General features: G+C 55.7%; 9 protein-coding genes. 2 read left to right on the top strand and 7 right to left on the bottom strand.

Annotated elements, in window-relative coordinates; all coding sequences use genetic code 11:
- Positions 1-700 precede the first annotated feature (700 nt).
- From ACKXF9_RS12615 to ACKXF9_RS12605, 3 genes are all read right to left on the bottom strand, one after another.
- Positions 701-2,026, bottom strand: a complete 1,326-nt coding sequence (locus tag ACKXF9_RS12615; protein ID WP_348585041.1) for a 6-phospho-alpha-glucosidase — start codon at positions 2,024-2,026, stop codon at positions 701-703.
- Between the two features lie 60 nt (positions 2,027-2,086).
- Positions 2,087-3,694: a PTS transporter subunit EIIC gene (locus ACKXF9_RS12610; RefSeq protein ID WP_418266441.1), complete on the bottom strand. Its 1,608-nt coding sequence runs from the start codon at positions 3,692-3,694 to the stop codon at positions 2,087-2,089.
- A gap of 225 nt (positions 3,695-3,919) precedes the next feature.
- Positions 3,920-4,684, bottom strand: a complete 765-nt coding sequence (locus ACKXF9_RS12605; protein ID WP_348585039.1) for a MurR/RpiR family transcriptional regulator — start codon at positions 4,682-4,684, stop codon at positions 3,920-3,922.
- A gap of 313 nt (positions 4,685-4,997) precedes the next feature.
- Between ACKXF9_RS12605 and ACKXF9_RS12600 the strand changes: the two genes are divergently transcribed.
- Entirely contained in the window at positions 4,998-5,345 is a 348-nt protein-coding gene (locus tag ACKXF9_RS12600) for an Hpt domain-containing protein (RefSeq protein ID WP_339395721.1), read from the top strand.
- Between the two features lie 412 nt (positions 5,346-5,757).
- Positions 5,758-5,988 (top strand): response regulator, encoded by a 231-nt coding sequence (locus ACKXF9_RS12595; RefSeq protein ID WP_418266689.1) that lies wholly within the window; start codon positions 5,758-5,760, stop codon positions 5,986-5,988.
- Between the two features lie 107 nt (positions 5,989-6,095).
- Here the strand turns inward: ACKXF9_RS12595 and ACKXF9_RS12590 are convergent, their stop codons facing one another.
- The 4 genes from ACKXF9_RS12590 to ACKXF9_RS12575 are packed head-to-tail and all read right to left on the bottom strand — an operon-like array spanning position 6,096 to position 13,601.
- Positions 6,096-8,672 carry a response regulator gene (locus ACKXF9_RS12590; protein ID WP_418266440.1) on the bottom strand — a complete coding sequence of 859 codons (2,577 nt, stop codon included), beginning with the start codon at positions 8,670-8,672 and terminating at the stop codon, positions 6,096-6,098.
- Complete coding sequence (locus tag ACKXF9_RS12585) at positions 8,662-9,489, bottom strand: substrate-binding periplasmic protein (RefSeq protein ID WP_418266439.1); 828 nt, start codon at positions 9,487-9,489, stop codon at positions 8,662-8,664. The genes ACKXF9_RS12590 and ACKXF9_RS12585 overlap by 11 nt, the downstream gene beginning before the upstream one ends.
- 39 nt (positions 9,490-9,528) lie before the next feature.
- A complete protein-coding gene (locus tag ACKXF9_RS12580) occupies positions 9,529-11,268 on the bottom strand; it encodes a diguanylate cyclase (protein WP_418266438.1) in 1,740 nt (579 codons plus the stop codon).
- Positions 11,269-11,291: 23 nt separating this feature from the next.
- Positions 11,292-13,601, bottom strand: a complete 2,310-nt coding sequence (locus ACKXF9_RS12575; RefSeq protein ID WP_418266437.1) for a hybrid sensor histidine kinase/response regulator — start codon at positions 13,599-13,601, stop codon at positions 11,292-11,294.
- Positions 13,602-13,611: the final 10 nt, after the last annotated feature.

Genomic DNA, 13,611 nt, shown 5'->3' with positions numbered 1-13,611 from the left:
ATATCCGTAGGGAAACGTACACCTCCCAGCTAATGAAAGGTGGGCATTTTACAATGAACCTTCCACTTTTCATTAGCTCTGCTAATTTTCTGCTAATGAAAAGCCTTTTACTCGTTTTATTTCGGGGTTTGTGTTCTTTACTCAGATTGACAGCGCAACAAAAAATCCATTGATAAAACGTCACTTGTTTTACCTACTTTTGTCTAGGATTTATTGCTTCAGCCCCTACTCCTAAGCGGAAGGCCGTGTGTTCGAATCACATCGGGGACGCCATTTCAAGAAAATGCGAAGGTCATTTTTCCATGGGAAAGACGATCTTCGCATTTTTCATTTTGAACCTATCGCCAAAATCAGCCAGCGAATGCCATTAGCAGAATTTTCGGTTTCAGCTAATAAAATCGGCTTTCCAGCTAATTGAGGCCAAAATCGCCGTTTTCTATGCTTTCTGCTAAAATAGGCAGGCGCTCCCTATAAACCGGTGTCAATCTATCTGGACGGGATGCTGTTCAAGTACACCCAGCCCCGGCATCAGCCGGGCCATTTCTGTTTTCAGGACATTGCCACCCGAAAGAAAATCCGGCAGAGAAAGTTTCTGAACTCTCTGCAAAAACGAAAGGGCTGCTGCACATCGCGGTGCAGCAGCCCCTTTCAGTTCATGAAAAATGGGGATATTCGGGACAGCGCTTCACAAGCGCAGACTTTAGTGCAGCTCAGGCCAGTAGTCCTTGTTGGCTACGATCAGGTCGTCCAGGATCTCCTTGGCTACCTTGGCGCTGGGCACGGTCTTGCTCAGGGTCAATGCCTGCCACATCTTCTGGTAGCTGTGCTCGCAGTAGGCCTCGACCACCAGCTTTTCCACGGCGACCTGCTGGTTCATCATGCCCAGCTGGAAGGTCGGGATCTCACCCTGACACAGGGGCTCCGGACCATCGTTGCCCACCAGACAGGGGACCTCCACCATGGCGTGGGGATCAAAGTTACTGATAGCACCCTTGTTCTCCACGATGCAGAGCATCCGCTCGTGGGTATTGTAGGCAATGGCGCGAGCCAGATCGACGATAAAGCTGGCGTGGTTGTCGATGTTGAACTCGTCACCCTTAAACTCGCCCGAAGCGGTAATGGCGCGTGCTGCACCGAAGACATTCTTTTCGCGGCCATCGATCACCTCGTTGGCGCGGGTGTAGTTGGGGTCGCTGTGCTCCACCACGTAGTCCGGGTACAGGTAGTACTTCAGGTAGGTGTTGGGCAGGCAGTCCGGAGTGACCGCCAGCAGATCGGCGGCCTTGCGGTGGGTCTCCTGCCAGCTGGCATCCATGTGCTGAGTCTCAATGGCCTTCTGGGTCAGATAGCCGTTTTTGCTCACGTAGTCGATCAGCTGCGGGGTGTAGTCGGTGCCATCTTTGTCCTTGACACTGGTCCACCAGCCAAAGTGATTCAGACCGTAGTAACGCACGTCCAGATCCTTCGGGGTCTTGCCCACGATGTAGCTCATGCGGCGCAATGTGCCCACCGGCATATCGCAGATGTTGATGATCTTGGAGTGAGGACGAAGCACACGGCAGGCTTCTGCGACGATGGACGCAGGGTTGGAGTAATTGAGCATCCAGCAGTTGGGGCTGTATTTCTCCATATAGTCGATCAGCTGCATGATGTCAGGGATGCTGCGCATACCATAGGCGATGCCGCCGGGGCCGCAGGTCTCCTGACCCACTACGCCGTGGCTCAGGGGGATCTTTTCGTCCTTTTCACGCATGGGATAGCCGCCGCTGCGGATGTGTGCCATGCAGAAATCCACGTCGGTGAAGGCCTCTTCGGGGTCGGTGGTATAGCTGAATGCCACATCCGGGGCGACCTTCTTCATAGCCAGTGCCACAGCATCGGCAATGGTCTTCTGACGCTCGGGGTTGTTATCGTACAGCTTCAGGCTGCGGATCGGGAAGCGATCCAGACTATGCATCAGCATCATAACGATGCCCGGCGTATAGGTGCTGCCGCCGCCGGCGATCACAATAGAAAACTTTTTCATGGAAAAATGCCCTCCTTCTTATGGATGTTTTCTATAATTCAATTCAAGAAACGCAATTGGTTAATCTTCGCCGCTCAGGCCAAGCTCTGCATCCACGGCCTTGCGCACGGCGTTGACCTTCAGGCCATACACTACCTGCACATTTTTGCCCTTGTGGATGACGGCAGAAGCGCCGGTCTGGTTCTTCAGCACATCATCCTGCACCTTGTCGGGGTCTGCCAGCTCGGTGCGCAGACGGGTGTAGCAGTTGGTCACCTTCAGGATGTTCTCCTTGCCGCCCAGTGCCTCCACGATGGTGGCAGCGTCCACGGCAGTGTCCTGTGCGGGCGCAGCAGCGGTGCCGTTCCCAGCAGTGGCAGCAGTCTTGGCCTTGTACTCAGCCTTGGTGTGGAGCTTCATCTCCATGCCGTCCGCCTCACGGCCCAGCGTGTGGAGGTTCAGCTTGACGATCAGCACGCGGAAGATCACATAGTACAGGAAGAAGTACAGAACGCCTACGCCAATGTAGATGGGCCAGCGGGTCTTGCCAATGCCCAGCGGCAGGTTGTACAGCAGGAAATCGATAAAGCCGTTGGGGCCGATGGCGCGGCAGCCCAGCAGGTTCAGCACCACAAAGCTGGAACCGGCCAGCACAGCGTGCACAACGAACAGGACGGGAGCCACGAACAGGAAGCTGAACTCGATGGGCTCGGTGACACCGGCGATAAAGGAGGTGACAGCAGCGGTGATCAGCACGGGCTTGATCTTTTCGCGGTTCTCAGAACGTGCAGTCTGGTACATGGCCAGGCAAGCACCGATCAGACCAAACATCTTGGAAATGCCGCGGGCATCCCAGATGACAGACTGGCTCAGCACAGCAACGGAGGGATCTGCGATCTCGGCGTAGTAGATGTTGCGGGCACCCTCCAGCACCTGACCGCCCACAGTGGCAGTGCCGCCCAGAGAGGTGTACAGGAACGGGGTGTAGACCAGATGGTGCAGACCGGTGGGGATCAGCAGACGCTCCAGCGTGCCGTAGACAAACAGGCCGAAGTTGCCTGCGCCGCGGATAAAGCCGCCCAGAGCGTTGATGCCAGCCTGTGCATACGGCCACACAAAGGTGAACAGCACAGCCAGAACCACCATGACCGGGATCAGAACGATGAACACAAAACGAGTGCCGCCGTAGATCTGGAAAGCGTTGTTGAACTCAGTCTCGCAGAAGCGGTTGTGCACCCATGCGACCACGATGCCCAGCAGCAGGCCGATGAACACGCCCATGTCCAGGACCTGAACGCCCAGAACCATGGCCTGACCGGTGCCGGAAAGGCTGCCCTCTACCAGCATACCGCGCATGTTCATGAATTTGTTCATGGCATTGAGGAACACCAGGAATGCCAGCAGAGAGATAAAGCCTGCCTCAGACTTTTTCTTGTTGGCCAGGCCCACGCTGAGGCCCACGCAGAAGATAACGCCCAGATTGCCCAGGATGGCGTTGAGCGAACCGGACAGCAGCGTGCCGAAGCCGATGGTGACCGGGTTGTTCAGAAACGGCAGCACTGCCTGCAGCCGGACATTGGTGAACAGGTTGCCCACAGCGATGAGAATACCGGCAATGGGCAGGATCAGAATGGGGATGAACATTGCTTTGGAGAACCGCTGCAATGCATCCATTACCTTATCCTTCATGGGTTGACTCCTTCTTTCGTTTCACATTTTTCAGATATCGTTCTTGCGCGGGATGCGTCCATCCACACATATCCGGCCGGATCTGTGCCATTACTATCGCACAAAAATTTACAGATGTAAACAAATTTTGAACAGAAGGAAACGCGTTACCAAAAGCGGTAACGCGTTTCTGGCGCTTCTGTGCAAAAAACGGAGTCTTTTTTGCACATTCTGCACAAATACTCGTTATTTCATGTCTTTTCCAAGGCACAGACGGCGGTATTCGTAGGCAATCAGCTCGATCAGCATCATGGTCTGCGGAAAAAAGGTGCTGGGCATGGTGTTCTGGTCATCCAGCTTCCACGGGTTCTCTATCCGAAACCACAGGTCTGCAAACTGTCCGATGCTGTTTTTCTGCTCGCCGGTAATGGCTACGGTGCACACGCCGTTTTCCTGTGCAGTCTTGATCTTGTCGCGCACCATCGAGGTCTCGCCGGATTTGGAGATGCAGAAAAACATCCCCATCCGCTCCAGCGTATTCTCAAAGATGCCCACAGAGTCGCCGCCCGTGGCGCTGACGCACAAAATGCCCATGTTGACCAGCTTCTGGGTCAGGTAGGTGCACACCGTACCGGAAAAGCCGGTGCCGTAGACAAAGATGATCTTGTCTTTCTGCTCCAGGATCTTTTCCGCACAGGCTTTAAGCTGCGTATAGGTATTGTAGTTCAGCAGCGACTCCACGCCAAAGCTGTTGAGAAAGTTTTCTTCCTCCTTCATCGTCTGGTGCGGCGTCTCGGTAAAGGAGCGCAGCTTGTAGCACATATCCACAAAACCGCTGTAATCCATCTTGCGCGCCAGCCGCATGATGGTGGAGGTGGAGGTATAGTTTGCCCGCGCCACCCCGCGCACGCCCTCGGTCTGCACCGTGTCCAGATGATCCAGAATGTACTCCAGCACGGTCTGCTCTGTATCGGTCAGGTTCTTCCCCTGCGTGATCTTTTCAATGTTCACAAAAGCATCCTCCTGTACGTGATCGTTCTGTATCATCCGTTTGCCGTTCCGGTCTATGCTTGTATCGTACCGCTTACTCGCACGGACGTCAAGAACAGATTTCACAGCGGCAGGACATCCTGCAAAGGGGGCTGCTGCACAAAATAATGTACAGCGGCCCTTATTTTTATAAAATACCGCTGCAAATGAATTGAAATCCTACTTAATAAATGGTATATTGATAACATAACAAACTGCAACAAATCCGCGTGGCACTTTTGTGACAATGCAGTGCCGCACATAGAAAGAAATAAGAAAGGCCGTGCAGGGGATTATGACGATTCAGGAGTGTTATAAAGAAATGGGCGCAGACTATGAAGAGGTATTTCATCGGTTGCCCCGTGAGAGTATGGTCCGTAAATTTGCGCTGATGTTTTTGAACGACGACAGCTATCCAAAGCTGGAGCAGTCGCTGAAGGAAGGAAATGCACAGGAAGCATTCCGTGCGGCACACACGCTCAAGGGTGTATGCCAGAACCTTGGCTTTACCAATCTCTATCAGCCCGCCTATGAGCTGACCGAGGTGCTGCGTGCGGGCACACTGGAAGGCTCCGGGGAATGGTTTGCCCGTGTAACGGAACAGTACAAGATCACGACGGATGCCATCCGTGGGGTGCAGTAACGCAGGCTGCCCCCACAGTTTTCCGCCCGCCATGTGCGCCGATGCAAAGAAATCGGACATGCGTGGTTTTTATGTATAAATACGTGAAAATTCATTGAAAATCCTTCATGGCAGTAGTAAAATATTTTTATGTTTCTGTCATTCTCTGCCCTTTCGCGGTAGAGGGAGAGTACAAAACAGGACACACGCAAAATATTTGCGGCATCCTTTCCGTGGGCGGGTTTTACAGCGCACACTCTTGCGGGCAGTGATGTACGACAAGTAGGCCAAAGCAGCTTTGCCGGAAAACGCCAGCTGCCCAAGAGTTGTGAGGAGAACGATTTAGTGAGCAAAAGAACATTGCACCGCCTTATTTCCCTGCTTGCGGCATTGGTGATGGCGGTTTCCCTGCTGACCGGCTGCGGCACAAAAACTGCAGAACAGGTACAGCAGCAGGAGGACGCCCAGACCATTCAGGTGTACCGCTACCCGCCAGATCCGCGCACTGGACGACCCTGCACTGGCAAAGATCCCGATCCTTGCCATGACCGCCAACGCATTCGACGAAGACCGCCGCAATGCCTTGGAAAGCGGCATGAATGGCTTTTTGTCCAAACCCATCGTGATCGGCGATCTTGTGCAGGAACTGTGCAAAATTTTGTAACAAGCCGCCTGTCAGGCATAAAAAATAAAGCACCCACAGCAATTTGCTCACCGGAGGTCAAAACCTCTGTGATGCTTGCTGTGGGTGCTTTTGCTTTTGGGCGCTGTTTATTTCAGTACGTCTGCAAGGACCTGCAGCAGGTGCGGAATATCCAGCGGCTTTGCAATATGGCCGTTCATACCGGCCTTCAGCGCGTTCTGACGGTCTTCCTCAAAGGCATTTGCCGTCATTGCAAAGATGGGGATGCCCGCCTTTGCGGCATCCGGCAGCGCACGGATCTGCCGCGTTGCCTCGTAGCCGTCCATGTTGGGCATCTGGATGTCCATGAGGATCAGGTCATACTGTCCGTCTGCCGCCTGCTTCATCTTCCGGACGGCGATCTCGCCATCCTCGGCCGATTCCACCTCAAATCCCGCTTCCTTCAGGATTTCCACTGCGATCTCACGGTTCAGCTCGTTGTCCTCCACCAGCAGAATCTTTTTCCCTTTGAAGGGCTCCGCATTCAGCTGCACCGGCCTGCAGGCAGGCTCTGCACCGAACGGCTCTGCCAGCACCCTGCGCAGCTCCGAGAGGAACAGCGGCTTTTCGCAGAAGGCGGTGACACCGGCAGCACGGGCTTCCTCTTCAATATCAGCCCAGTCGTAGGCCGTCAGGATGATGATGGGGCAGCTTTTTCCGATCACCTTGCGGATCTGCCGCACGATCTCGATGCCGTTCATATCGGGGATCAGCCAGTCGATGATGTAAACACTGAATTCATCCCCCTGCTCCATGGCGTACCGGGTGCGGATCACCGCTTCCCTGCCGGAGATCGTCCACTCCGGCCGCATCCCGATCTTGGACAGCATAGTGCTGACGCTCAGACAGGTGTCGGTATCGTCGTCCGCCACCAGTGCCCGCAGCCCTTCCAGCTGCGGGAGCTGCCTGAGCTCCACCTTTTGTCCGCTGAGCGCAAAGCAGAGATTCACGATGAACTCGCTGCCCTTGCCCGGCTCGCTCTCAATGGCGATGGTGCCGCCCATCAGGTCCACAATGTTCTTGGTGATGGACATGCCGAGGCCGGTGCCCTGAATGCCGCTGACGGTGGAGTTTTCCTCACGGGTGAACTCCTCAAAGATGTGCTTCTGGAACTCCTCGCTCATGCCGATGCCATTGTCCTTGATGCGGAACTCATAGCAGGCCCGGCCCGCAGGCGCACCGTTTTTCTCAGCAATGCGAATGCTGATCATGCCGCCTGTGGGGGTAAACTTGATGGCATTGGACAAAATATTCAGCAGGATCTGGTTCAGCCGCAGCGGGTCGGTGATGATATCCTCGTTCTCCACATCCATGGTATCGATGAAAAGCGACAGCCGCTTTGCCGAAATATTGGGCTGGATGATGGAGCGCACATCGTGGATGAGGTCCGGCAGATGCACCGCTTTTTCCTCGATCTTTACCTTTCCGCTCTCGATGCGGCTCATATCCAGCACATCATTGATGAGGGAAAGCAGATGCTGGCTGGAGGTGGAGATCTTTTTCAGGTAGTCCAGCACCTGTTCCCTATTGTCGATATGGGTCGCAGCCAGCGAGGTGAAGCCGATGATGGCGTTCATGGGGGTGCGGATATCGTGGCTCATATTGAACAGGAACTCCCGCTTGGCGCGGTTTGCCGCCCCCTCGTGCTGAAGCGCGATCTCCAGCTTGCGGTTCTGCTCTTCCAGCTGGGTCTGATACTTCCTCTCCTGCTCTTTTTTCTGCTGTTCCATCTCCTGCACGGAACGGCGGCGCAGCAGCTGAAGGACCATTACAAGCAGGATGTAGCCGACCAGCGCCGTCAGGACCAGCGAAAGCGACTCACGGAAGATCATTTTTTCATCCGTGTACGCATAGAGATCGAAGGATCTGCCATGGCAGAACATCCCGAAATAGCAGCCGGAGCCGTTCCAGTCCCGGGTATGGGTCAGCTTCTCTGCGGCACCGGCTTTGCGGATCCCCTGCACCAGCGGGCTGTCCGCAGTATCCTGCCCCATCAGCTCCGGGCTGTTTGCGGCAATGACCTGATTGTTCTGCACGATGAACAGCGTGCCGCTGGTTTCTGCCGGGTAGCCGTCCAGTACGCTCTGGATGGACAGCGCCGTTTCCTCCACAAATTCCGCCGGGGTATACCGGTAGGCAAGCAGGAGCAGCTCTGTGCTGTCTGCCCGGTGTGCCGCAACATCCACGGCAGAGCCATCTTCCAGCAGGACGCGCTTCACATAGGTCTTTCGCGGGTAAGATAAAACGTCCAGAATAGCGTCATTTTTCAGCTGGTCGCCAAACCGGGCATAGCCGATGCCATTGGTCGTGGACTCGCACCGGAGCGTGCCGTCCGGCCCCAGAACCGAAATGCCTGTAAGCCAGAGCTTTTCTGCCTGCCTGTTCAGGCACTGCGGGTCGGAGAGGTCGAGGGCAGGGTCCTCTGCCAGCTGATGGACCGCGACCGCCGTGCGGCGCAGTGCCTTTGCCGTGATGGTATCATTGTACTTTTCAAAGCTGGTGGACTGGGATTTGACAAACTCAAGGGTCTGGCAAAAGCGTTCCTCCGCTGTGCGCATTGCCCGCCAGCCGGAAAGAAATGTCACACCGATCATCAGGAGCACGCCGACGATCAGATAGCCCGCCCATCTCCTTTTATCCGGGGTGGTTCTGTTTTTACGCGCCAATGGTGTCCACCTCCAGATACTGCGCAGCATTTTCAAGGTATCGGCCAATGATCCGCTCCAGCGTGCCGTCCGCGCGCATCTGCGCAAGGGTATCGGTCAGCTGGCTGTCCAGCCCGCGGGTGTCGTTCCTGGCAAAGGCGATGCCCAGCCCGGTGACCAGCAGCGGTTCCTCCAAAATGCGGAAGTCTACGGCATTGTCCTTCATATATTGCAGGATGCCTGTCTCGTGGGCGGCGATGCCGTCCACAAAGCCGCAGGCCAGCATTGCGTACTGCACACTGCGGTTTTCGATGCTGAGCACCTCCACCGTCTGCGGGATGCGCGGGTCGGAGCCGCTGAGAAAGATCTCCTCCGGCTTGCCGGTGCTCTGCACGGCGATGGTCTTGCCGGCAAGGTCGCTGAGGGATCGGATGCTGCTGTTCGCATCCACCGCAGCCACCTGACGGCTCACCATGTAAGGCCCCGCCCAGCGGTATGCCTCTTCGCGGCCATCCATGGAAAAGCAGCCCCAGATGCAGTCGATGGCACCACTTTCCACAAGATTTGTTTTCTGCTCCCAGTCGATCGTTTCAAACCGGGCAGCATACCCCATGCGGCGGAACGCCTCGGTGGCAATCTCCACATCGATCCCGGTGGGAACACCGTCATTGTTCAGATAGATATAAGGCGGGTAGGTGTCGCTTCCCACAACGAGTTGTGCAAGACCGCGGTCTTTTGCTTCCTTTCCTCCGCAGGAAGTCAGACTGCCTACGGCAGCAGCTGCCGCCAGCAGCGTGCATCCGTTCAGGAATGCACGGCGTGAGATTCTGTGTTTCATTCGGGCTTTTTATACTCCTGTTTTGATCGCATCCACAGCTCAGTCGGGATGCCCCTGTAGCTCTTCTTTCAGGTCGGTCTGGATATCCGTCAGGCATTGCAGCAGCAGCGGATTGAACGCCCCGCACTCGCCGTTCAGGATCATCTGCACGGCTTTTTCGTGGGGGTAGGCTTTTTTGTAGCAGCGGTTGCTGGTCAGTGCATCGTACACATCGGCCAGCGAGACCAGCTGTGCGCTGATGGGGATCTCATCGCCCTTCAGCCCATCCGGGTAGCCGCGGCCATCCCAGCGTTCGTGGTGCCAGCGGGCGATCTCGTAGGCGGTCTGCAGCAGCGGCTGCTCGCCAAAATTATCCAAATCATGCAGCATTTCGGCGCCCCGCATACTGTGGGTCTTGACCAGCTCAAATTCCTCCGGGGTCAGCCTGCCGGGCTTGTTGAGGATCTTTTCGTCAATGGCGATCTTGCCGATATCGTGCAGGGCAGAGGCCAGCGGGATATGATCCTGCTGCTCCGCCGTGAGCGGATATCTGCTGCTGATGTCCAGCAGATGGTGGAGCAGTAGTTCGGTGATGGTGCGGATGTGCCGCACATGGGGCCCGCTTTCGCCGTTGCGGAACTCCACGATGTGGCTCAGCACGCCCACCAGAATATCCGTATCGTTTTCGCGGGCGCGGATCTGATCCGACACCATCTGTACCAGCCGCCGCTGCTTGGCGTACAGCTTGATGATGTTGGTCACCCGGCGGTATACGATGCGTGCATCAAAAGGACGGTTGACATAGTCGCTCGCACCCAGCTCATAGGACCGCCGGATCGCGTCTTCGGAGTCCTCGCTGGAGATCATGATGACCGGGGTGTCCTCGATGGTGTGGTTGGCATTCATGGCCCTCAGCACCTCAAAACCGTCCATTCCCGGCATATTGATGTCCAGCAGCACCAGTGCAATGTCTCCGGCTTCCTCCTGCAGTTTTTCCATGCATTCCTGTCCGTCCTTCGCTTCCAGAATGCGGTACTCCTGCCCCAGGATCTCCGACAGCATCACGCGGTTCATTTCGGAGTCGTCCACCAGCAGGATCTGTGACTTTTCCTGCAAAAGTCTTTCCAGCGCAGCCAGATCCTGCCCCGGGACCTCCACCGTGACGGTATTCTTGCGGCGCTTTGCCTGATACATCAGCCGGTCTGCACGGCGGACCACATTTTCCATCGGGTCGGTGATGGACTGCATGGTTCCGCCGATGCTCAGCGAGATGCGGAAATGCGAGTAGCCGGGTACGGATGCCATCTGCACGGCGGTGCAGATCTGTTCCAGCTTGGTGCGCAGAAAGTCTCCCGGAATGCCGGGCAGCACCAGCAAAAACTCGTCCCCGCCGCAGCGGATGAGCAGGTCCGACTTCCGGATGCGGGATTGAATGGCGTTTGCCGCCGTTTTCAGCGCCATATCTCCGGCATGATGCCCATAGGTATCGTTGCAGATCTTGAAATCATCCACATCCAGCAGTGCGACACCCGCCGGGCCGATGGTCTTGCGGACGACCTCTTCGTAATAGCGGCGGTTGTAGGCTCCTGTCAGCGGGTCCCGGTAAAGCTCTTCTTTGAGCTTCTGCTCCCGTGCAGCTTGCTGCTCGGCGGTTTCGTCCACCGGTGCTCTTTGATTATCGGTCAATTGTTTCAGCTTCTGATTTGCTGCGGCAAGGGCGGCTTCCTGTTTGTGGAGCTTTTCGATCAGCTGCTGCTCGCGCTTTTTGTAATAGTCCTCGATCTCGGAAAGTGTATTCACGTTCTAACCTTCTCCTACATCATTTACATCGTTTGTGTGCTTCCTCTGCGGAAACGCGCTTGTCCGCTATTTATTTTCGGGGGGGGGGTAACACGAAAGCGTTTTACTGTCTGTTCCAGCGCAGCGATATCCACGGGCTTGGAGAGATGCTCGTCCATACCGGCTTCCCTGCTCTTCTGCATATCCTCAAGGAAGGCGTTGGCGGTCATGGCAAGGATGGGGATGATCCTGCCCAGCGGATTCTCGCCGCTGCGGATGCGGCGGGTGGCTTCCAAGCCGTCCATCACCGGCATCTGCACATCCATCAGGATCATGTCGTAATCGCCGGGCTTTACGCTGGCAAAGGCATCCACGATCTCCTGACCGTTGGAGCAGATGGTGCAGCTTGCACCCTTGGCTTCCAGCAGCATTTGCAGAATCTCGGCGTTGATGGCGTTATCCTCGGCGCAGAGGAACTTCATGCCACACAGGGGCGAAGTTTCTTCCGCTTCCTCCGGCAGGGCCTGCACCTGCTGCGCATGGTCTGCCTCGGCGTCAATGGGAAATTCCAGCACCACCTCAAAGCGGGTGCCCTTGCCGGTGGCGCTCTCCACGCCGATGGAGCCGCCCATCAGGTCCACAATGCTCTTTGTGATGGCCATGCCAAGGCCGGTGCCCTGCACCTTGTTGGTGCCGGATTTTTCCTCGCGGGTAAAGGGATCAAAAAGAGTCTTCTGGTAGGCCTCGCTCATGCCGATGCCGTCATCCTGCACCACAAAGCGGTATCGGGCGTAGTGCTCGTTCCGGGGCAGCTCGTTCACCTCAAACCGGATATGTCCGCCGGTGGGCGTATACTTGACTGCGTTGGAGAGAATATTCATCAGCACCCGATTCAGACGGTTGGGGTCTGCCAGCACATTTTCGTGCTGCAGATGGGTGTTTACCGTAAAGGTCTGGCGGTGCTGGCCTGCCTGCTGGCGGATGATGCTGTCCAGCTGGCTGATCTGCTGGGAAAGGTTCATTTTTTCCTCATTCAGGGTGGTCTTGCCGCTCTCGATGCGGCTCATATCCAGAATATCGTTGATGATGCCCAGCAGCAGCTGGCCGGAGCTTTCCAGCTTGCCCAGATGTTCGGCCAGCTTTTCCGGCTGGTGCAGCTCGTTTTTCATCAGGGTGGTAATGCCGATGATGGCGTTCATGGGGGTGCGGATATCGTGGCTCATGTTGGCAAGGAAGTCCGTCTTGGCCTTGCTGGCACGCTCGGCAGACTGCAGCGCCTCCGCGGCAATGTCCTGTGCCTGCCGCAGCTCTTCGTTTACCTGCGTCAGATGGATGTTGTATTGCTCCAGACGGAGGTTCGCTTCTTTTTCTGCCTGCAGCTCCTGCTGCTGCTTTTGCCGCAGGAGAGACCAGCCGACAAAAACTGTTATGACCGAGAACACCATCGCAATGACGATGATGATGACCATGACGATGTTGACCAGCTTTTGGGTATTCACGGCCACATATTCTGCCGGGACAAGAAACGCCAGCGTCCACCGGGCGTTTTCCATCTGCTTCAGAGCGTAGAAATACTCGGTGCCGTCCAGCACGGCGTTGGAATAACAGGAGCCTGTGCGGTCAAGCCGCTCCTTTGCCTCCGCAAAGGAAGAACCGTGCAAGTAGGACATCCGGGAGAGCACGGTGTATACGTTGTGTCCCTTCAGCAGCTCGGTATCGTTGACGTTGAACAGCTTGAAACCGTCGTTATCCAGCACATAGACGCTGTTGTTATTTTCGTAGGCATCACAGCGGAAATAATCGTTCAGCTGGGTCATGCTCTGCGAAATGCCAAAATAGCGCAGGGTGATCTCTTTTTCTCCGCTTTGCAGTGTGATGGGGGTGGAGAGCTGTTTCAGGAACACCATCCGGGAGTCGTCCACGGTCAGCGAGTTAGAAACGTAGCTGATCCGCTGCGGTGCGCTTTCCAAATACTTCATTCCTCGCAGCAGCCCCATGCGGCCATTCTCCGTATAGTAATGTCCGGCAGAGTCCACGGCAATCAGTTCGATCTGTCTTTCATGGTAATTGGAAAGCTCCGACAGCTTTTTCAGATAGCGGTAGAACTCGGTATCGGTCTTTAGCGGAGTGCAGTACAAATAATTGCATTGTACATCCACCTCGTCCCAGTGGGTGTCGATCACATCCTCCAGACTGCGGAACATCTGGTGGGTGACCTCTTCCATCTGGTTCAGCCGCTCATGGTAGACAAGGTTCTGGATGTAGGTCCGGCTCACGATAAAAAGGGTCAGGATGACCGCAACGATGACAACGCCGATGCCCCAAAGCAGCTTTTTATATAGTTTGTTGTTCACATCCAGTATC

This window comes from Faecalibacterium sp. 9 (assembly GCF_048320955.1).
Classification (GTDB): Bacteria; Bacillota; Clostridia; order Oscillospirales; family Ruminococcaceae; genus Faecalibacterium; species Faecalibacterium wellingii.
Note: the sequence above shows the minus strand (reverse complement) of the source record. Positions and strands in the feature narration are given on the sequence as shown.